Origin of the sequence: Rhizobium sp. N122, from assembly GCF_002211295.1 — a bacterium.
Lineage (GTDB): Bacteria > Pseudomonadota > Alphaproteobacteria > Rhizobiales > Rhizobiaceae > Rhizobium.
The window spans coordinates 1-20264 of record NZ_LOKU01000052.1 but is presented as its reverse complement, the minus strand read 5'-3'; the positions used below and the strand labels follow the sequence as shown (position 1 = coordinate 20264).

Genomic DNA, 20264 nt, shown 5'->3' with positions numbered 1-20264 from the left:
CGACAAGCGCTGCGAGCGTATTTTGGGAGGTGGTGGACTTGCCGATCCCCCCTTTGCCGTAAAATGCGATTTGACGCAAATCTGACATATCGCCTTCCTTCTTTCGTTCCATCCATCGCTGAGTAAAGGCAGGCAGCTCGCGCCGCCTCGCATGGCAATCTTCAAAACCCGTGCCATGTAGGCAGCAGCATATAAAACAGTTGTTTTGCTGATCTTCAGCTATTTAATTCCAAACTTTCGAAGGCGGGATCGACAAACTCTTGTCTCGAAACCGCCAAACTGGACGAAGCGGCTGCGAGGTCTTGTCGGTTGGAAATCGCTTGCGTCAAAGATCAACAAATCTCGTCCGTATCCTTACATCTCAGCCGAGGGACAGAAGTAGTGTGGCAAGTCGTAGAGCCAAACAGATCGGTACCGCATTGACGGCCGATCGGCGTCGCACCGCGCGTCGGAATTAAGGCCGGATGATCAGCAGAACGCATATGAAGGCACAGTAGAGATTGTCGCTTACAACAAGCTCGCTGTTATGCTGTCTCCATGAACAAATAGGAGGAATGCCGATAGCTTGGCAGCTGCAGTCTTGCAGGCCCGGATTGTTCCGCCATTGGCGAGATTGTCATCGATCGTCAGCGGGCCAAATTCTGGAGGAAATGCTCGAAGGCTACAGAAAAGATCGGGAGCAAGCTATCAAGTTAAAGCGCTAGTCGCGGATGCTTTTTTCCGGCCGCACGCTCAGCTCCGACAAATTGTAGATCGCGTAGTCGAATATGGCGAAGAGCTTAAGGCAATTTTAGTAGGCGCTATAGAATGGACCGATGATCATTATCCGACGACGACATCACCGCTCATATTTAGGAAAGCGGCATTTGCGCGTGCCCGCACAGTCGCAACATCGGGAGCAATAATCCCCCGTATCGGTTCAACGTCGCCGGACAAGCCCGCCAAGATTGCATCTGTGGCCTTTACGTTTTCAAGATCTCGCGCCCGACGAACTCTGCCGCTCCAGAAAGACTTCCGCTTTCCTCAGGGAGAAAGCATTCATTAAAATCGCCGCATTCCTTGCAGCTGGGAGCGCTACAAAGGGAAAAGCCTTCAGCTTCGCAAATCTTGCGGTAGAAATATTTTTTCCACCTCATGTTGCTGGTGTTGCCTGCCGCCAGCGCCGGAAAATGCGCGAACAGCAATCTCCTAAGTTCGGCTTTGTCATGCAAGCCGAGATCCCGCCAGAGGTGGTCTTCACGCATGGAACGTCGCGCAATGATCTTAGCAAAACGCACGCCCTCAGGGTCGCCTGGCCGCACATGCGCTAGGAGCATGTCGCGCAACAGTTGCTCCTCCGCATCTGGCACGCAATCAGTCGCCTCTTGCAGGGCAAAGGCGCGGATAAGCCTTGCCGGGAAACTGCGGGGTGTATCCCGCAGCTCCCTAAGCGAAAGGCCGGTTGCCTCGGTCGCGGTGGCAATCCCCATCTCAATTTCTTCAAGTGCGCGCGAAAAAAAGCGGAAGAGCACATAGTCATCAAATAACTTGAGACCCATCTGGCGTGATCGGCTGAAATAGAGTGTTTGGCAATCGTCGCAGTGGTCGACGGCTATGCCGGTTTGACGTGCGGCGTCCACAGTTGGTACCGCTACCGTCAAGACCCCGATGTGATGCACATTTGGCATGCGCTTCGTCGCTTTCTCCAATAATCGAATTCAGTTGGCTGCATTGGTCCCCGGAAGGCGAACATTCAAAGGTTGTGCCAACTTGAGCAAGTGACAATTGAAGCCGGCTTTTCAATCACTCGATCGCCTGTGCAGCGGGAGGCGATCCCGCCTCCCGCTGTCGTCAAACGGACAAACGCAGGCTTTCAATCTGCGGCGCCGATTGAGCAGTCTGAGTGCGGCAATCTGAGGGAAGATCGAAGATCAACTGCTGCGCAACGACGCCTTAGCCGTCGATGAGAGTTATCATATGTCTCTTCGATAGTCCTCAGAGTAGTTGGAGACCGGGCCTGTTCGCCACACTCCGAGGGCCGCCGCCATAGCGAGCAACATGGCGGCGGCAGTATCTCTCCGGGATACGCAATAAAATCTGCCGCTTCCTATCTATTGCATTTTTTTACGTTCTCCGCTGACGTCGCGATCACCTTGTTTGGTTAGACGCTTTGGTCATGCACCAAGGTCGCTAATCAGGAAAAATAGATTGATTGGATGCCGTCATCCGCGTTTTGAATAGCACTAAAAACGCGGCACCAAAAACGCCTGGGGACCGAGCGCGGACTCGCGACCGCGGCACTCAGCACACTTTAAGTCAGCCAACAGTGAGCGCGGCTGTTGCCCCGGTTGCGCTAGCCAAATGTCGTGATGCTCGGATGGAACTTGCCGATTGCAAATTTTCTTTCTGCTTTCAGCGTCGTAAGGGGTGCCTTGATAGATGCTCCACTCGTCAGCTTCTCGCGTCTGCAGCATGGGAGATGATTTCCAATTCTGCCAGGGTATTCGTACAGCGTACAGCTCTCGTCAAACTTGTAACACGCACCCGTTTGCATAGCCTGCCCAAGGTCGGGATCCCGTTCCGCAAATTTGGGACAAATGTCGAGCCATACGAGCGGCGACGCCGATACCGCCGCGTTCGATTGCTGAACTCGCCTTAGTCCACTGCGCGGCTGCTGGTATGGTCCAACATCGTCGCGTACATTTTTGGCGCGGAATTGGTATGGGGGCGGGCCGGAATAAAACCACGCGCATTCAAATATCTCAATAAAGTCAACCAGATGGTCGATATTGGAGCGACACGTCCGGAGCGTGACTTGAACTGCACCGAACCGAATTGGCGCAGGGCCATTTACACAGCACGCTGAAATCTGCATATTGCCGCGCGTTGTCGCTATCCGGAGTTGATGCACGAGTCGCTTTCGCTCCCGTCAAAAGCAGCTGGGCACGGGCTCTTTTCAAGAATTTAGAAGGCAAGGATATGGAAAATTTTGTGTATCTGTTGGAGCCGGAAAGTGCGATCTTTCGCGCCGCTGAGCTCCCTGATCGCAACAGCATTGCATCGATCTCCGGTTTGATTGGCAGTGATCTTATTCAGATGATCCGCTTCGACGACATGCACTCGCTATTTGTTGGGGAAGAAGCTTTGCGAGTTGGGTTAACCGCCTTCACGATCTTTGACGGGTACCCGATCCCTCTTGCCGGGCAGATAGCGCTTTTGGGAGGCGACGGTAGTAAACCCTATCGTTCACCGTCAATAACGATGACGGAAGCCGCGCGACGTTTTGAATGTTGCCGGCCGGTGCTTGATCCTGTGTTTGCTCCGATGGACCGAGTGGCGAACAAGGGCCTCATCGTTGCGGGCGCACTGGAAAGCCTGCAAGTGCGTATTGATCGCCGCTCCCCGGTGCTCCTATGAGCGCAATGACGAATGATAGGATCCAGGTCGCGCCGATTCGCTCAGAGTCCGCGAGTGTGCCGACATGGGCTGGAGAAACGGAAAGCTGACGCCTCAAAGCGGCGTTCACTACGTTGACGAAGGCCTCCCGTTCAACTGGACAAAGGTCAACACTGAAGGGCGGAAGACGTTCAGTGCATTTGCCGAGTTGGAAGCCGCGAAGGAAAAAGTCGCCATTGTGGCGTGTTCGCGCTGACCCGGCTTTTGGCAACCTATGGCACCAGCTGAATGCCGAAGTAGTTGATCGCTGTCGACGGCGCAACCCGCTTTGCTTGCAGACGCTGTTTCAACGCCTGCTCTCGGCGAAGTCATGCACGTTCATAGCGTAGACGAACCGGGCGAAATCATCGGCGTCGACGCAGTTGAAACATTGGACGAACGAACGGGAGCAAGACCTTGCCCTTTAGAACCTTTTTTTGCATCCTGCTGCTGGTCACGTGCACCAGCGCTGTTTCGGCCTACGCCGCCTCGCTTTCCATCTTCAAAGCGTTCGCCGTAACCTTAGCGGCTTCGGTTTTCCTTCAGGTCGTTTATTTCTTGAGCCTGCTATTTATGTCCTTCCGGCCCACGCGCGAGAGCGACAGATCGATACATTCAGGAACTCGGCAGGCAGACCAGCCACAAAAACGTGATCGCGATAAAACAGAGCAGTCCAACGTCCCCAAGCTTGACCCAAGGCGTAAACGGCGCACCCCTTAGCGGTGTAGGTATTGACCGAATTCATCAGGCGTAAGCTCAATTCGATGTCATGGAACTATTCAACAACCTCCAGCAACCGAGGACCGCTTTCTTCACCACGGTGCGGCGGTCGATGAGATGCTGCATTGGTCTCCCGATTGCTTCATCTTCGGCATGGATCGGGCATCGTCTGGTTTAGAAGGCCTCCGACTAAGGCGACTGCTGCCGACTGCCGCTTCTGATTAGATGACATGTTTCCGAAAGAGAACATGCCTCGAAATTTGATCGATTCCCGTTGCCTTTTGGACCTACGCCGATCGAGAAGCTCGACCGTCTCGGTAAGCGCGGGGGTGGAAACATTGAGAACAACGTCAACGAGATGACTGCAAGCTCGGAACTTGCATCTGGCGGAAATAAGCTCCGCAAACTTTATTACCGGAGGGTCGAGGCGGGTCCAGTCAGATTTGCCCAAAGCCGGCGCTTTTAACGCGGCGGCGCAGTCGACGACGTTCCGGCCCATGGGACGAAAACTGGCGGGGCAACTTCGACGTCGAAGATGGCGCGGATTGTTGCACGAAAGCTCGCCTCGGGGCATCCCATGCAGGTCGCCGACTGTCGGACGCAGACCGGCGTTAGATCAGGCTTTTGTCAGACATGTACTCCGCGGTTGTCGGCATTGAGACTGAATGGCGGGAGCTTGACACTACGCGCTGCTACGAAATGCCTGCTGAGCCCACGAATTCACTTCGGCACGCGATTTGCTCTGGTCACGGTATGTCGCCAATCGCAGCGCGATGGTCTTCGGGCGGCGCGTCGCTGTTCGCGTCTCGTGAGGTCCGATGGTTTGCTGTGGCAATGATAGTGGCTCGGTTGTGCGCCGGGAAAATGTGAGGAGTGTTGGATGCGATCTAGAGTTCTTCGTTTGCGAGCCACACACGTCGCGAGCGGTACAGCCAAAGCGGCGGACCTTGAGCCAGGCGGGAAACCGGGCGTGTGGGACTGGTTTGGAAGTTATGTTTGCGGACGGGTCGGTGGGCGGGTGGGGTCGAACCTGCTGCGCGAATTCCTACGGTCGGCCGACCTATGGCGTTACCGACATGTTCGATTTCAACCGGCTGCAAAACCCGCACCTGCCCCTCGGCCAGGGGCCGCATCTGTGCGTGGGCGCTGCGCTGGCGCGCCTGAAATTGGGACGTGCCTTCCCCCCGCCGTTCGTGCGGCCGGAGGATCTGGCGCTGGCAATCGCCAAGGAGGACGTCGTCTACACGCTGTCTTAACTCATTTGCTGCCCGCAGTCCGCCCGTCATCTTCCGCCCCTTCCGGGCTTAAAGAGTGAAGCGTCACCATGTCCGAACAATCCTTGCCGACGCTGCCGATGTGGCGGGTCGATCACATCGAGCCCTCGCCCGAGATGTTGGCGCTACGCGCCAAGGGTCCGATCCACCGCGTGCGCCTTCCGTCCGGGCACGAATGCTGGTGGGTGACAGGCTATGACGAGGCCAAGGCGGTGCTGTCTGACGCGGCATTCCGGCCCGCGGGAATGCCTCCGGCGGATTTCACCCCAGATTCGGTCATTCTCGGTTCGCCGGGATGGCTGGTCTCGCACGAAGGGGACGAGCATGCTCGGTTACGCACGATCGTGGCGCCGGCCTTCAGCAACAGCAGGGTGAAGCTGCTTACGCAGCAGGTCGAGGCAATCACCGTGCAGTTGTTCGATACGCTGGCGGTTCAGCCCCAGCCCGCAGACTTGCGACGCCATCTCTCCTTTCCGCTTCCGGCCAAGGTAATCAGCGCGCTGATGGGCGTGCCCTTCGAGGAACACGCCTTTTTCGCAGGGCTCTCCGACGAGGTGATGACGCACCAGCATGAAAGCGGCCCGCGCAGCGCGTCCGGCCTGGCCTGGGAAGAGCTCCGCGCCTACATCCACGGCAAAATACGGGGCAAGCGACAGGATCCGGGCGATAACCTGCTGACGGATCTGCTAGCCGCGGTCGACCAGGGCAAAGCGACCGAGGAAGAGGCGATCGGCCTCGCGGCGGGCGTGCTGGTGGCGGGGCACGAGAGCACCGTCGCGCAGATCGAATTCGGCCTGCTGGCCATGTTTCGCCATCCGCAACAGCGCGAACGCCTGGTCCGCGATCCTTCCCTGGTGGACAAGGCGGTGGAAGAAATACTGCGCATGTATTCGCCTGGCGCGGGGTGGGACGGCATCATGCGCTATCCCCGGACCGACGTTAACATCGCGGGCGTGCATATACCCGCGGAGAGCAAAGTACTGGTCGGCCTGCCGGCGACCTCGTTTGATCCGCGCCATTTCAAAGACCCGGAAGTCTTCGACATCGGACGCGACGCAAATCCCCACCTGGCGTTCTCCTACGGGCAGCACAATTGCATCGGGGCGGCGCTGGCGAGGCTGGAACTGAAGGCCATATTCGGTTCGATCTTCCAGCGCTTTCCCGCGTTGCGCCTGGCCGTGGCGCCCGAAGAACTGAAGTTGCGCAAGGAGATCATTACCGGCGGGTTCGAGGAGATGCCGGTGCTCTGGTGCGGACGCCCCCCGGCATCGCAATCTTCTCATTTGGCGGCGCCTGGCGCGCACCGGTCAGATCAGCCACTCGACAGGTAATCAAGATGGACGTGCAAGACACCACTGCAGCATGCCACGACGCCTTCGCCGAGCTGGCGTCGCCAGCATGCATCCAAGACCCGTACCCGTTCATGCGGTGGTTGCGAGAGCACGATCCGGTGCACCGCGCGGCGTCGGGCCTCTTTCTGTTGAGCCGCCACGCCGACATCTACTGGGCGTTCAAGGCTACGGGCGATGCGTTTCGGGGGCCGGCGCCATCCGAACTGGCGCGCTATTTCCCGCGTGCGGCGAGCAGCCTGTCGCTCAATCTGCTGGCGTCTACGCTAGCCATGAAGGAACCACCGACGCATACGCGTCTGCGCCGGCTGATTTCGCGCGATTTCACCGTGGGCCAGATCGACAACCTGCGGCCGAGCATCGCGCGCATCGTCGTAGCTCGCCTGGATGGCATGGCGCCCGCACTGGAGCGAGGAGAGGCGGTGGACCTGCATCGGGAATTCGCACTGGCCTTGCCCATGCTTGTCTTCGCTGAATTGTTCGGCATGCCCCAAGACGACGTTTTCGAGCTCTCAGCGATCGTCAGCGCCATTCTAGAAGGCCTGAGCCCGCACGCCAGCGATCCACACCTCGCCGCGGCGGACGTGGCCAGCGCCAGGGTGAAGGCCTATTTCGGCGACCTCATACTGCGCAAGCGCGCCGATCCCCGCCGCGACATCGTGTCGACACTGGTCGGCGCACACACCGACGACGCCGATACGCTCTCGGACGCGGAGTTGATCAGCATGCTGTGGGGCATGTTGCTGGGCGGCTTCGCCACCACTGCTGCGACTATCGACCATGCGGTGCTGGCGATGCTGGCCTACCCCGAGGAGCGGCACTGGCTGCAGGGAGACGCCGCAGGGGTGGAGGCATTTGTAGAAGAAGTACTGCGCTGCGAGGCGCCGGCCATGTTCAGCTCCATTCCGCGTATCGCCCAGCGCGACATCGAACTGCATGGCGTGGTGATCCCGAAGGACGCGGACGTGCGCGTGCTGATCGCGGCCGGCAATCGCGACCCGGACGCTTTCGCTGATCCCGACCGCTTCGATCCGGTGCGGTTCTACGGCACCAGGCCTGGCATGTCGAGCGACGGAAAGATTATGCTGAGCTTCGGCCACGGCATCCACTTCTGCCTAGGTGCTCAACTCGCCAGGGTGCAACTGGCCGAGAGCCTGCCGCAGATCCAGGCTCGCTTCCCCACGTTGGCCTTGGCCGAGCAGCCGACCCGGGAGCCCTCAGCGTTCCTTAGGACGTTCCGCGCGCTGCCGGTGCGGCTGCACGCGCAGGCGGCGGCTGAGGTTCGCGTCGTGGTCGACCAGGACCTGTGCGGAACCACTGGTCAGTGCGTGTTGACGCTGCCGGGCACCTTTCGTCAGCGCGAGCCGGACGGCGTGGCGGAAGTGTGCATGGCGACGGTCCCGCAGGCGCTGCACGCCGCCGTGCGCCTAGCAGCCAGCCAGTGCCCGGTCGCGGCCATTCGGGTGATCGAAAGCGAAGCCGGCGATGACCATTGCACCAACCCCGGCCCTACGCCCTCTCCGGCAGACGCTGAGCGACATGCAGCGAAAGACCTACGCAATCCAGGAGAACATGATGGAACGATTTAAAGGCAAGGTGGCCGTGGTGACCGGCGCCGGCGCCGGGATCGGCAAGGCATGCGCCCTCGCCATCGCGCGCGAGGGCGGCAGAGTGGTGGTGGCCGACATTGATGGCCCCGCTGCCATCGCCTGCACCGCACAGATCGCAGCCGAAGCGGGCCAAGCGCTGGCCGTGGCCATGGACATCGCAGATGCGCAGGCGGTGGCAGAGCTGTTCAAAACGGCGAAGCGGCGCTTCGGTGGGGTCGACGTGCTTGTGAACAATGCGAGCGCCATGCATTTGACTCCGCACGACCGCGCGATCCTCGACCTGGACGTGGCGGTCTGGGACCAGACCATGGCGACCAATTTGCGCGGCACGCTCCTTTGCTGCCGGCAGGCCATCCCACAAATGATCGGCCGTGGTGGTGGCGCGATCGTGAACATGTCATCGTGCCAAGGGCTCAGCGGCGACACCGCACTGACGTCATACGCCGCGTCGAAGGCCGCAATGAACATGCTGTCGGCCTCGCTTGCCACCCAATACGGACACGCGAAGATCCGCTGCAACGCGGTTGCGCCAGGTCTTGTCATGACTGAACGTCTCTTCGCCAAGCTGGACGAGTGCATGCAACGGCATCTACACCGGCACCAGCTCCTGCCGCACGTCGGCCGCCCCGAGGACGTAGCCGCGCTGGTCGCGTTCCTGCTCTCGGAGGAGGCTGCGTTCATCACCGGCCAGGTGGTGTGCATCGACGGCGGCATGTTGGCGCATGTTCCAACCTACGCCGACGGTGGCAACAGCGCGGCTCGGCCGGCCGGTGACGCCGCCGAAGCAACCGCAGCGTCGCATTGGTGATGGACATGCTGCTCAACCCGCTGAACCGCTGGCGCCGGCTACGGGACGACATCCCGGTCATGCCTGGCGCTTTCCCCCTGGTCGGGCATCTCCCCGCCATCGTCTGCGATCTGCCGCGCCTGCTGCGGCGCGCGGAAAGGACCCTAGGCAGCCACTTCTGGCTGGACTTCGGCCCGGCCGGACACCTGATGACATGCCTGGATCCAGATGCGCTCGCATTGCTCCGGCACAAGGAAGTGTCCTCGGCACTGATCGAAGAGATGGCGCCCGACATCCTTGGCGGAACGTTGGTCACTTTGGACGGTAGCGCGCACCGGCAGGCGCGCGATGGGATAAAAGCGGCGTTTCTGCCGAGGGGTCTGACCGAGGCCGGCATTGGCGAGCTGTTCGAACCAATTATTAGGGCTCAGGTCAAGGCGTGGCGCGACCGCGGTGAAGTCGCTATCCTGCCAGACACCCGCAACCTGATGCTCAAACTCACCTTCAGTCTCATGGGCATCCCAGCTCAAGACCTGTCGGAGTGGCATCGCAAGTACCGGCAACTGCTACAATTGATGGTCGCGCCCCCGATCGACCTGCCGGGGATGCCCTTGCGACGCGGCCGCGCCGCCCGCGATTGGATCGACGCGCAGTCGCGCCAGTTCATCCGGGACGCGCGCGCGCGCGCCGCGCGCACCGGGTTGATCAACGACATGGTGAGCGCCTTCGATTGCAGCGATGGCGCGCGCTCCGATGACGTCCTGGTCGCCAATATCCGCTTGCTGCTGCTTGCCGGCCACGAGACCTCCGCCTCGACGATAGCCTGGATGGTGATCGAGCTGGCGCAGCATCCAGAGCTGTGGGACGCCCTGGTCGAAGAGGCGCAACGCGTGGGCGCGGTGCCGACCGGGCACGAGGACCTGGCGCAATGTCCGGTCGCAGAGGCGCTGTTTCGGGAGACGCTACGAATGCATCCGGCTTCCTCGCTCGTACCGCGTCGCGCGATGCAGGAATTACAACTCGGCCAGCGGCGCATTCCTGCGGGCACTCATTTGTGCATCCCACTACTGCATTTCTCGACCTCGCCGCTGCTGCACGAAGCGCCCGATCAGTTCCGTCTGGGGCGGTGGCTGCAACGCACGGAGCCGATCCGGCCGGTGGACATGCTGCAGTTCGGTGCCGGCCCACACGTCTGCATGGGCTATCACCTTGTATGGCTGGAGCTGGTGCAGTTCAGCATCGCCTTGGCATTGACCATGCAGGAGGCCGGGGTGCGGCCGCGATTGATGAGCGGCGTCGAAAAAGGCCGGCGCTATTACCCGACCGCACATCCGTCCATGACAGTCCGCATCGGATTCTCATGAGCTGGGATCCTCTGCCCCGTGTCAAGAGGCAGCGGCGAAGACGATGGGCGGCATTGCTGCACTCGGCCCGCGCGCGCGGTGCGACGCCGGCAGCACCGCGGCGGCTCGCCGCTCGCCGCGGCATTCTCTGTCAGGTAGAAGGAGATGAACAACATGCAGAAGGGTTCCACGCTAAACGACGACCGAACTGGCGTTTCCCCGTTCGGCGGATCGGGCGCGCAGGCGTGCGGCGGATTGCCGGTGCGCGCGTCCATAGGCATGGGCGCGCTATGCGCCGTCGCGGAGGATGCCGCGCGTTACGCTGTACCGCGCACTGGATCGCTATCGCGCCTGTTTCGGCCTTGTATTGTAGGTGGTCGAGGATGATGACATGCCAGCGGATGACGCGACGCTGGGCAAGCCCCCGGCAAGCATGCGGCGGAGAAGAAAGCAACCGGCGTGCCGATCACGAAGCTGCATGCAGCGCCCCAGTCAGTGCCGGGCCTATGGCCAGAGGCCGAGGAAGCCATCACCTCGCTGCGCCCGCGTGCGGAGCGGTTGGCGCAGGCCGTGCAGCGGGCCAAAAGGGTATCTGTTCAAGTACGCGCTGTGCGCATTGGCGCCGGTCCGCACGGAGGCGCCGCCGTACCGCTGCGATCGGCCGGCGGCACCGCTAGATCCTACATTGTGTTCGATTCCACGGCGCAGATCGGAGCGGTTGCCCACCGCGGTCCGCCGCGCTGCCCGGCGGACCGCCGCCAGCATAGGTGCGCTTCGCCGCGCTTCTCGTCAACTGCCTGCAGAGGGAACATCCCGCATGAGTGCGCTGTCCGAACACATCCTTTCTGAATTGCGCCACCTGCTGAACGAGACGCGCGATGGCGGCAGCGTGAGTCCGTCCGTTTACGACACGGCGCGCGTTTTGCAGTTCAGCGGCAACGTCACCGGTCGGCAGAACGGATACGCGTGGCTCATGGCGCAGCAACAGGCCGATGGCGGGTGGGGAAGTGCTGACTTCCCACTGTTCCGCCATGTACCCACGTGGGCGGCGTTGCTTGCATTGCGGCGTGCCGATCCTCTTCCCGGCGCTGCGGACGCAGTTCAGGCTGCAACGCGGTTCCTCGAGCGCCAGCCGGATCCCTACGCGGATGCGGTGCCGGAAGACGCGCCGGTAGGCGCGGAGCTGATCCTGCCGCAGATCTCCGGCGAGGCCACATCCTTGGTGGGCGACGTGGTGTTTCCGCGCTACCCGGCGCTGTTGCCGTTGCGGCAAGCGTGCCTGGTTAAGTTGGGGACGGTGGGACCGCTGCCGAGCGGCCATCCGTTGTTGCACTCCTGGGAAGCCTGGGGGACGTCGCCGACCACGGCATGCCTGGACGACGACGGCAGCATCGGCATCAGCCCGGCGGCAACCGCCGCGTGGCGTGCGCACGCCCTCACACAGGCGAGCGCGCCACAGGTCGAGCGTGCGGACAGGTATCTTCAGGCCGCATCGCGCGCGGCGCGCAGCGGCATCGAAGGTGTCGTTCCCAGCGTCTGGCCGATCAACGTGTTCGAGCCATGCTGGTCGCTGTACACTCTGCATCTGGCCGGGTTGTTTTCGCATCCCGCGCTCGCCGAGGCGGTGCGCGTGATCGTCGCGCAGCTCGATGCCTGTCTGGGCGTGCGCGGTCTGGGTCCGGCCTTGCACTTCGCGGCCGATGCGGACGACACTGCTGTTGCGTTGTGCATCCTGCGCCTAGCAGGACGCAACCCGGGTGCCGACGCGTTGCGCCACTTCGAAATCGGCGGGCTGTTCGTTACCTTCCCCGGCGAGCGCAATGCCTCGGTGTCGACCAACATCCACGCCCTGCATGCGTTCAGACTTTTGGGAAAGCCCACCGCCGGTACCAGCGCTTACCTTGAGGCCAATCGCAACGCGGACGGTCTATGGGACAATGACAAATGGCATGTTTCGTGGCTGTATCCCACCGCGCATGCAATCGCTGCGCTCGCGCAAGGCGCGCCCCAGTGGCGCGACGAGCGCGCGCTGGCGGCGCTGTTGCAGGCGCAGCGCGACGACGGCGGCTGGGGCGCGGGTCGCGCGTCAACATTTGAGGAAACCGCCTATGCGCTGTTCGCGTTGCACGTGATGGATGGGCGCGAAGAGCCGACAGGGCGCGCCCGCATCGCGCTGGCGGTCGCGCACGCGCTGGAGTGGATGCTCGCTCGCCATGAGGCGCATGAATTGCCGCAGACGCCGCTGTGGATCGGCAAGGAATTGTATTGCCCGACCCGGGTCGTGCGCGTGATCGAACTCGCCGGCTTGTGGCTGGCTCTTCGTTGGGGGCGGCGTATCCCGACCGAGGTAGCAGGAGGAATAGCGCAATGATCCCGACCGAAAGCGCGCTGCAGCAAGTACTGGAGTGGGGGCGTTCCCTGACCGGATTCGCCGACGAGCATGCCGTAGAAGCAGTTAGGGGCGGACAGTACATCCTGCAGTGTATCCAACCGAGCTTGCACGATATCAGCGCCCGCACCGGCCGAGATCCGCAGGACGAAAAGCTGATCGTGGCGTTTTATCGCGAGTTGGCGCTACTGTTTTGGCTCGACGATTGCAACGACCTTGGCCTGATCGCGCCGGAGCAGCTGGCCGCGGTGGAGCAGGCGCTGGGGCAGGGCGTGCCATGCGCGGTCCCCGGTTTCGAGGGCTGCGCTGTGCTGCGCGCTTCCCTGGCCGCGCTCGCCTACGATAGGCGCGACTATACTGAGCTTCTTAACGATACCCGGTGCTACTGCGCGGCGCTGCGCGCCGGACACGCGCAGGCGGCGGGGGCTGAACGCTGGTCGTACGCCGAATACTTGCACAATTCCATCGATTCGATCGCCTACGCGAACGTGTTCTGTTGCCTGTCGTTGCTATGGGGGCTGGACATGGCGACCCTGCGCGCGCGTCCGGCGTTTCGCCAGGTGCTGCGGCTCATCTCCACGATAGGGCGCCTGCAGAACGATCTGCATGGATGCGCCAAGGATAGGGCGGCGGGAGAGGCCGACAACGCTGCCATCCTGCTCCTGCAGCGTTATCCGGCTATGCCTGTGGAGGATTTCCTCAACGACGAGCTGGTCGGCCATGCGCGCATGCTGCACCGAGTGATGGTGAAAGAACGCTTTCCTGCACCATGGGGACCGTTAATCGAGGCCATGGCGGTCATTCGCGCGAAGTACTACCAGACCTCGATCAGCCGCTACGGCAACGATGCGGCGGGGGGAGGCCAGCGTGCGCCGGCGTGAACGCGCGGGAGGCGGCGGCGTGCGCGCGGCGCCCTCGGTCCGATCCGACGCAACGCCAACGCCCAATACGGCGGATCGAGCGAGCGGGTGCGACGACGCCCTGACCCGGCGCAAGGACGACCATCTGGACCTCGTGCTGGATCGGCGAACGGCGCCAGCCACGGTCGCTGCCGGCTGGGAGCAAATCCGGTTCGAACACTGCGCACTGCCCGAGCTGGACCTGACGCAGATCGAACTGCGCACATCGCTGTTAGGCAAGCCCATGCGTGCGCCGCTGCTGATCAGTTCCATGACCGGCGGAATGCCACGCGCAGAGGCCATCAATCGGCACCTGAGCGAGGCGGCGCAAGCCTTGGGGATCGCCATGTGCGTCGGTTCGCAGCGCGTAAGCCTGCAATCGCGCAATTCCCAGGGGCTGACGCGCGCCCTACGCCGCCTGGCGCCTGACATTCCCTTGCTGGCCAATATCGGCGCTGCGCAACTGCGCGAGGCCGACGGCCTTGATCTGGCGCGCCGGGCTGTCGATGCGCTGGAGGCTGATGGGCTGATCGTCCATCTCAATCCGCTGCAGGAAGTGCTACAGCCGGATGGCGACCGCGACTGGCACGGCGTACTGGCGCAGGTGGCTCGCGCCGCGCGTAGCGTGGGCGTGCCGATCGTGGCCAAAGAAGTCGGGTGGGGCCTGTCCGCCTCGGTGGCCTGCGCGCTCGTCGAGGCGGGTGTTGAGGTGATTGATGTCGCCGGAGCCGGCGGCACCAGTTGGGCCGCGGTGGAGGGCGAGCGCGCCCGCGATGCCGCCGGCCGTGCAGTGGCGATGGCGTTTGCCGATTGGGGGATCCCGACACCGGCCAGCTTGCAGGCGGTCCGTCGGGCACTGCCAACGGTGAAGCTTATCGCGTCCGGCGGGATCCGCGACGGCGTCGACGTGGCCAAGGCCATTCGCCTCGGTGCGGACATTGCCGGGCAGGCAGCCGGCGTGCTGCCGGCGGCTACGGTATCGACCGAAGCGGTCGTTGCGCATTTCGAGGTCGTCATCCGCCAGTTGGCCGTCGCCTGCTTTTGCACCGGCTCACCTGATCTGGCGACGTTGCGCCAGGCGCGCTTGTTGCCCTCCGCGCACTTGTTGCCCTCCGCGCATCCGCCAGTCGGATGATGCCGGCGTCGCCCGCTCTGTCGGCCGGCCCTCCAAGCTGGTTGCAAAAACCGTTAACGCTAAAGCTAGACCTCTAATCCACCTTGGCCCAGCGGTTCGATGCAGGGAACGAAGTGTTCATGAAGCAGCTGTTGACGATGAAGCGGTAATGATGCCGCCGGCTAGGTTATGCGTACCGTAACTCGGGCTTACAAAGGCGCGCAATCCAGCGCCGTTTGTTGAATCAGACCGGCTTTTCCCGGTCCAGCCGGGCCTTTGCAAAGTGCATGATTAAGCCAGTCAACGAAGGACCGTTTTTGAGGGCTGGCAGGAATGGTGTCGCCTATCTGTTCGAGATACGCATAAAATCTGGCGGCTGCGCTGTCCAATCCTTGGCCGCGAACGATACTGGGTCGATTCAGCTGCGTGTCCACGGCAGGCAATTTGCCAAGCACTTCTGCGCGGCCGACTGTATCTGCGATGTCGTCGGCGATCTGATACGCGTGCCCGAGCAATTCCCCCACCTTAGACCATGGGGCCGGATCTGCACCACTTGCCAGGGCACCGCAAGTGGCCGCCGCGACAAAGAGGGAGCCGGTCTTGTAATGGTGATAGCGGTCGATTGGGACGTGCGTCATTGCCTCCATCGACTGTCCGGCGATCAGTCCGTGACTGGGGCCGACCGCCTCCGCAACCACCTCGATCATGCGCGCGCCCAACTCAGGTGTTAGCGCAGCCTGCAAGCTGAGGTATTTGAAAGCCATCACAATCAAGGCATCGCCGGTCAAAACGGCGATAGGCTCTCCGAAAAGCCGGTGCACCGTTGGTCTGCCGCGGCGTAGGGCCGCGTTATCGAAGCAAGGCAAGTCGTCATGCACCAACGAGGCACAGTGCAGCAATTCAATTGCTGCCGCGGCTCTTGTCGCCAGCTCAGGATCTTTTTCGCCGCACACATAGGAGACTTTCAAGCAGAGCTTGGGGCGCATCCGAGAGCCCCCTGGAAACACTGCCGCGTCCAGCGCTCCACGCAGGTGAGCCGGCGCAGCCGGACTTAGAGCAGTATCCATGGCAGCTCGCAGCGCTTGCTCGATGAGCTTGTCGCTATCGCCAACCACGTCGGCTTGGTGATTCGAAATCATATCGCATCTCCACTTTTGAGACGAAAACGAAAACGGGCCTAGTCCAACCGGTGCCAAACAAAAGGCCGATTTCGCTGTGTCTCTTCAGGTTCTAGGGCACCGTTAAGTTTAGCGGATTGCGGCGGCCAACATGCGGCACCGGCGTGACCAATGAAACCGTGTGCCAGTGGGAGCCTTAACTCGGCAAGGCGATCTCCCACTGGAATCCCTTGAAGCCGTCTCATTCGCGGCGACATGACATCTGAACGTAGGTTACTTCGATCGCGCGCGAAGAACATTGGCTCCGGCGGCGCTGTCGGCCAGAATGGCATCGCTCTCAACGTCTTGATCCAAAGCTGAAGAGGCTCCCGCGCTGAGCAGTGGCTGGTGACAAAGCTCTTTGGATCGGCTGCACGCCGCCGCGCGTGATGATCGCTGACGAGCTCCGTTGGTACGGTACGACATGCGCGAAGATGGGCCTTACATCTAAAGGTGTTGGTCATCGTCGATAGTAGCCACTGGAGCTTGGACCGGAACCATTGCCGGCAGAGATCTGGGCTCCTACAAGCAATTGGTGTGCCACCAGATCATTGTTAGTGAATGTTTCAATGGCGACAGAAGGCGCCTTCCGGTGCTCACCGTGTGTCGGGAGTCGCGGATTGTGCCACTCCGCCTAGTATTTGAACAGCGTCAACCTTGCGAGCGATCCGTCCGAAGGCCAACCCAGCATTGGAGTGATTTGGGTTGAGGTCACAATGCACGTCGGCGCTTGCATCATGCCAGCCTGTCAATGTGCGCGATCGCACACGACTGTCAGCTTTGCGTCAATTACGATCGAACCGATGCTTTTGACGTTTCACGAGGTTACGCTGCCGATAGACCCAGCGTGAGAAGACGACTGAGCCCTTCCAGTTGTTCTTCGGCGCGATGTTGCCGAAGCCTTACACTCGACCGGCTTGGCGAGGATTTCAGCGCTGCCGTAGCCCTTGTCGGCCGGCAGGAAACCGCTTCGAGAAGTCGGTCCCCTACCGCCTTTTGCTAGCGGACTAAAAGGGCGGAGCAGGTGGATCTATACAGCGCTTTCTTTCAAGCCCTGGTTGCGCCTTGTGTTCGTCAGCGATCAGGAGCGCCTTCGACTCGACATGCTCGGCCGCCCATGCATCCTTGCCGTTCTCGTCCAGGATCACCCGCGTCACCGTTCTGTTCGGTGCATGGCGGTTGGCCTCCCTCAGCGCCAGAACTCACATGCGCTTGTCGTTCTGATTTTCCTTCTTGCGCCCGTCCTTGCGCTCTTCCTTCTTGTCACCTTGCGGAGGACGCCGCCCACATACTTGCCGTCGATCTGCACCGTACCGTGCAGCTTGATCGCATCACGGCGAAGGTCGGCTGCCTCCCGGAGCTTCTGCAGCAGGAAGTAGGCGGTCTTATACTGGACGTTGACCTTGCGGCTCAGATGGAGCGCCGCCATGCCCTTGGCGGCCGTGATCTCCTCCCAGATTGCCATGATGATCTTCTTGAATGAAAGCTTGCGGTTGGCGAAAACCGAAAATTTGGCGCGGCATTCCGGCTCCGAGCATCAGAACGACGACGACGTACGGCTCCAGGCAGCCACAGCGAGGGCAATATGGCTTCCCGACGTTCTTGGGCCAACGGAAGTCGACGAACAGGCCGTAGGTGTCGTCCTCGGCTGCCCGAAGCCTCTCTCGGGTCAGGCCAGGCGCACTGGTCGCATTTCGAACCTCCGGTCTCCTGCGGAGAAGGCGTCGTAGGAATTCGGTCTCAGGTGGGAATTCGCTCCTGCAGCATGTTCAGGCTTCCGGTCGATACGCGAGACATAAGCAGACAACTCCGTCGTAAGGGCGGAAGCGAAAGGTCAGTGCTCTATTCGTATCGATTTGAACATGAAAGGACCCTTACCAGGAGAACGAAACCACGTTCAGGGGTTAGCACTTTCGTAAGGTTGTCAAACCCGTGCCCTTATATCGGGAGAAAATTCAATGTCTCAGAGCCAGACTACCCAGCGCAATCTATAATCCAGTTCAGTGAATGGGTCCAGATCGTGAGAGCTGTCTTCGGGTGACCGCGCCTCATGACGACTATTAACGACTCCTTCCCAACAATCGAACATCCGCAAGGTAGATTCACGTTCGAGCATCTTGTGACTACCTCTGTATGCCTTACTGGGCAGGTAACCTTGCCGTTTCAGGCCCTGTCCTGACCTCTGGCCTTAATGATCTTGTTGTTTATTACCTTTTAGCAGATCAGACGAACACAACGTAGAACTGGTGGTAAAAAGCGCTGATCAGAAAGAAATTAATTTCAGCCGCATCAAGCGAAGGTGTAGCGTCTGCCAACTCGTGAAAAAGGCTCATTTCCAGCAAATAAGGGTGCCCTAGAAACAAAAAAGGCCCCCTAAAGAAGCCTTCCCATGGCGTTTCCGCCGAACGCGTGTGCCTTACCGTGGTGTACCGACCTCTAAGGGTGCACCTGCAACAGCGACCTTTCGGAAGCCTCGTTGTCTGCTGCTTACAATGATGTAACCCTCACGGTCGACTATTTCAAGCCCTTTGTGTGGATGCGATAAGGTGGCGGCTTCGTTTAGCAAAGTTCACGTTTGTGGCACTTGCTCCATGATGCCGGAATTTTCAGAGAGCATCGAACCTACACGCTAGCGGGAGCGGTAACCGATATGGGTTCTTGGCTGAGTGATTTCCAGCACGGCGGAGCTTTCCCAGCTAGCCAAATGGGATATCGTGGGACGGGGAAATGGATCGGTTTTCGAGGATTATGTCTTATCGTCCTCAACGAAGACCGCTTAGAAGATGTTGAGCATTGAATGTGAATTTTCGCTCAAATTCGACGCAACCTAGATGATTCAGTGGCGGGTGCGGCCATAGCCGACTCATCTTTCATGGAACTGGGCCACCGGTCTAGCGAGACTGTTTTGAATGCATTCATGAAGCAATTTGGCTAAACCCTCAAATATTTGCTATAACGCAAAAAATGCCCAAAATGGGTATTTAAAACGGTTGTAGTGTGGCGATGGCAAGTGGTTCAAATCGGTTCAGGTTGGCTCAAGTCTACAACGAGTGGCAGGAAAACAGGGACGTGCGGTGACGGAAGATCTAGCAAGCTACAGAAGTTCGAGAGGCCTCGTCAGCACCGCCGATCCGGAGGTTGACAAGGCGATCTATCGAAAGCCAGGTTTCGGCGGCGAAATTACATCGTTGGGTCACATGGAGGAATTGATCAGCGCGTTCCTGAAAAAGACACGCGAAGCGCAGGGCCTGTCTCGCGCAGACGTTGCTCCAATGCTTGGTCTGTCCATCCCTGTATACGGACGCTACGAGCGGGCATTTTCCAAAATGACTGTTACTCGGATGATCCATCTGTGTGAGATTCTTGGCTTCATGCCTATCGATATGATCTTTGAAGCTGCGCCACATCTTTGGGGCCGCACATCGGAGGAGGCCGAGGATTGTCTCACACTGGCGAGGATTCTTAGGAGACTTCCGAACGGCACGACGCGCGATCTTATTCGGCTCCTGCAGCGAATGATCCCCGATGACGACGAGAGCGACAGAGGTATCAGTGATGTAGCGGAGCCCGTGAAGTGAGCTGGGGTTGTCTATGACGCCCCCAGTAGTTAGCAGTATTGGTGATAGCTGTCGCAGCCGACGCGCTGTCGTCGGTGTGCAGACACCCGCAATCTCACAACTTAGTTTTTCACTCGAATTTCCGTCTGATCAACAATACGCGCCGATTGCGCAATTTTTCGATCTTTGGTTGGCGTTGATCTCGCTCGATGCTCGAGCGATTCGTCGGCGAGCGACGCCAAGTCTATTTGCATGCGCTTTGCTTCGACAGTAGGGTCTGTGTTAAACTCCCTCGTTGGGTTTTCCCGCTCAATGCCATGTCGGTATTCGAGCCGCCGGCGCGCATGCTTTGATTTCGATTGCTGAATCTAAGCCCGTCCTCTCCGCGCCTCCGTTCCATCGCGCCGATCCTTTTTGCCATTCGGCTCGGAAATAGCCTTTTGACATCACGATCAGGTTCCGCGAAAACGGGGTCGAGTCGCTGAGACTGGAAACGCTGTTCATGGCTGTCGCCGTTCAGGTGGGAGCGTACGGTGAGCTGTTTTTGCTGATCGGCCAAATCAGGCGATGTTCTGGCATTAGAACCAGCATTAGTGCTGACATTAATACCAGAACGAAGAGGTTTCATGGCTCGCATAGAGATCATGTCCG

The 20264-nt window shown here is 60.3% G+C and carries 16 protein-coding genes and 1 pseudogene; 11 read left to right on the top strand and 6 right to left on the bottom strand.

Annotation, left to right across the window (positions count from 1 at the left end; all coding sequences use genetic code 11):
- Both ATY75_RS27030 and ATY75_RS27025 read right to left on the bottom strand, forming a co-directional pair.
- A partial coding sequence (locus ATY75_RS27030) for a hypothetical protein (protein WP_143535352.1) occupies nt 1-88 on the bottom strand: 88 nt, incomplete at its 3' end.
- An 874-nt stretch (nt 89-962) separates the two neighbouring features.
- Entirely contained in the window at nt 963-1667 is a 705-nt protein-coding gene (locus ATY75_RS27025; RefSeq protein ID WP_088939892.1) for a nitrogen fixation protein NifQ, read from the bottom strand.
- Between the two features lie 1291 nt (nt 1668-2958).
- On the opposite strand from ATY75_RS27025, the gene ATY75_RS27015 reads away from it, so the two are divergent.
- From ATY75_RS27015 to fni, 10 genes are all read left to right on the top strand, one after another.
- The gene (locus tag ATY75_RS27015; protein WP_004673815.1) at nt 2959-3396 is read left to right on the top strand and encodes a hypothetical protein; all 438 of its coding nucleotides are present in this window, start codon (nt 2959-2961) and stop codon (nt 3394-3396) included.
- A gap of 64 nt (nt 3397-3460) precedes the next feature.
- Entirely contained in the window at nt 3461-3631 is a 171-nt protein-coding gene (locus ATY75_RS34250; protein WP_143535351.1) for a CCE_0567 family metalloprotein, read from the top strand.
- A 1579-nt stretch (nt 3632-5210) separates the two neighbouring features.
- The gene (locus tag ATY75_RS27000; RefSeq protein ID WP_004673817.1) at nt 5211-5390 is read left to right on the top strand and encodes a hypothetical protein; all 180 of its coding nucleotides are present in this window, start codon (nt 5211-5213) and stop codon (nt 5388-5390) included.
- Nucleotides 5391-5458: 68 nt separating this feature from the next.
- Complete coding sequence (locus ATY75_RS26995) at nt 5459-6739, top strand: cytochrome P450 (RefSeq protein WP_004673818.1); 1281 nt, start codon at nt 5459-5461, stop codon at nt 6737-6739.
- A 5-nt stretch (nt 6740-6744) separates the two neighbouring features.
- Nucleotides 6745-8346: a cytochrome P450 gene (locus ATY75_RS26990; RefSeq protein ID WP_088939890.1), complete on the top strand. Its 1602-nt coding sequence runs from the start codon at nt 6745-6747 to the stop codon at nt 8344-8346.
- Nucleotides 8333-9175, top strand: a complete 843-nt coding sequence (locus tag ATY75_RS26985) for an SDR family oxidoreductase (RefSeq protein WP_018247209.1) — start codon at nt 8333-8335, stop codon at nt 9173-9175. Before ATY75_RS26990 ends, ATY75_RS26985 begins: the two co-directional genes overlap by 14 nt.
- Nucleotides 9175-10518, top strand: a complete 1344-nt coding sequence (locus tag ATY75_RS26980; RefSeq protein ID WP_088939889.1) for a cytochrome P450 — start codon at nt 9175-9177, stop codon at nt 10516-10518. Before ATY75_RS26985 ends, ATY75_RS26980 begins: the two co-directional genes overlap by 1 nt.
- A 796-nt stretch (nt 10519-11314) precedes the next feature.
- Nucleotides 11315-12868 carry a hypothetical protein gene (locus tag ATY75_RS26970; protein ID WP_088939888.1) on the top strand — a complete coding sequence of 518 codons (1554 nt, stop codon included), beginning with the start codon at nt 11315-11317 and terminating at the stop codon, nt 12866-12868.
- A complete protein-coding gene (locus ATY75_RS26965; RefSeq protein ID WP_037145551.1) occupies nt 12865-13767 on the top strand; it encodes a hypothetical protein in 903 nt (300 codons plus the stop codon). The genes ATY75_RS26970 and ATY75_RS26965 overlap by 4 nt, the downstream gene beginning before the upstream one ends.
- Nucleotides 13754-14920 (top strand): type 2 isopentenyl-diphosphate Delta-isomerase, encoded by a 1167-nt coding sequence (gene fni, locus ATY75_RS26960; RefSeq protein ID WP_018247206.1) that lies wholly within the window; start codon nt 13754-13756, stop codon nt 14918-14920. The genes ATY75_RS26965 and fni overlap by 14 nt, the downstream gene beginning before the upstream one ends.
- A 188-nt stretch (nt 14921-15108) precedes the next feature.
- Here fni and ATY75_RS26955 read toward each other — a convergent pair whose 3' ends face one another.
- From ATY75_RS26955 to ATY75_RS26950, 3 genes and pseudogenes are all read right to left on the bottom strand, one after another.
- On the bottom strand, nt 15109-16038 hold the full coding sequence (locus ATY75_RS26955; RefSeq protein WP_088939887.1) for a polyprenyl synthetase family protein: 930 nt from the start codon (nt 16036-16038) through the stop codon (nt 15109-15111).
- Nucleotides 16039-16868: 830 nt separating this feature from the next.
- A pseudogene (locus tag ATY75_RS35255) lies at nt 16869-17017 on the bottom strand (IS5/IS1182 family transposase); the annotation flags it as partial.
- A gap of 228 nt (nt 17018-17245) precedes the next feature.
- Nucleotides 17246-17521, bottom strand: coding sequence for a hypothetical protein (locus ATY75_RS26950; protein ID WP_190241435.1), 276 nt, complete (start codon nt 17519-17521; stop codon nt 17246-17248).
- Nucleotides 17522-19130: 1609 nt separating this feature from the next.
- Here ATY75_RS26950 and ATY75_RS26940 point away from each other — a divergent pair.
- On the top strand, nt 19131-19634 hold the full coding sequence (locus tag ATY75_RS26940) for a helix-turn-helix transcriptional regulator (RefSeq protein WP_010069248.1): 504 nt from the start codon (nt 19131-19133) through the stop codon (nt 19632-19634).
- A 223-nt stretch (nt 19635-19857) separates the two neighbouring features.
- Here the strand turns inward: ATY75_RS26940 and ATY75_RS34930 are convergent.
- On the bottom strand, nt 19858-20264 hold a 407-nt coding region (locus ATY75_RS34930; RefSeq protein ID WP_245317645.1), incomplete at its 5' end, for a hypothetical protein.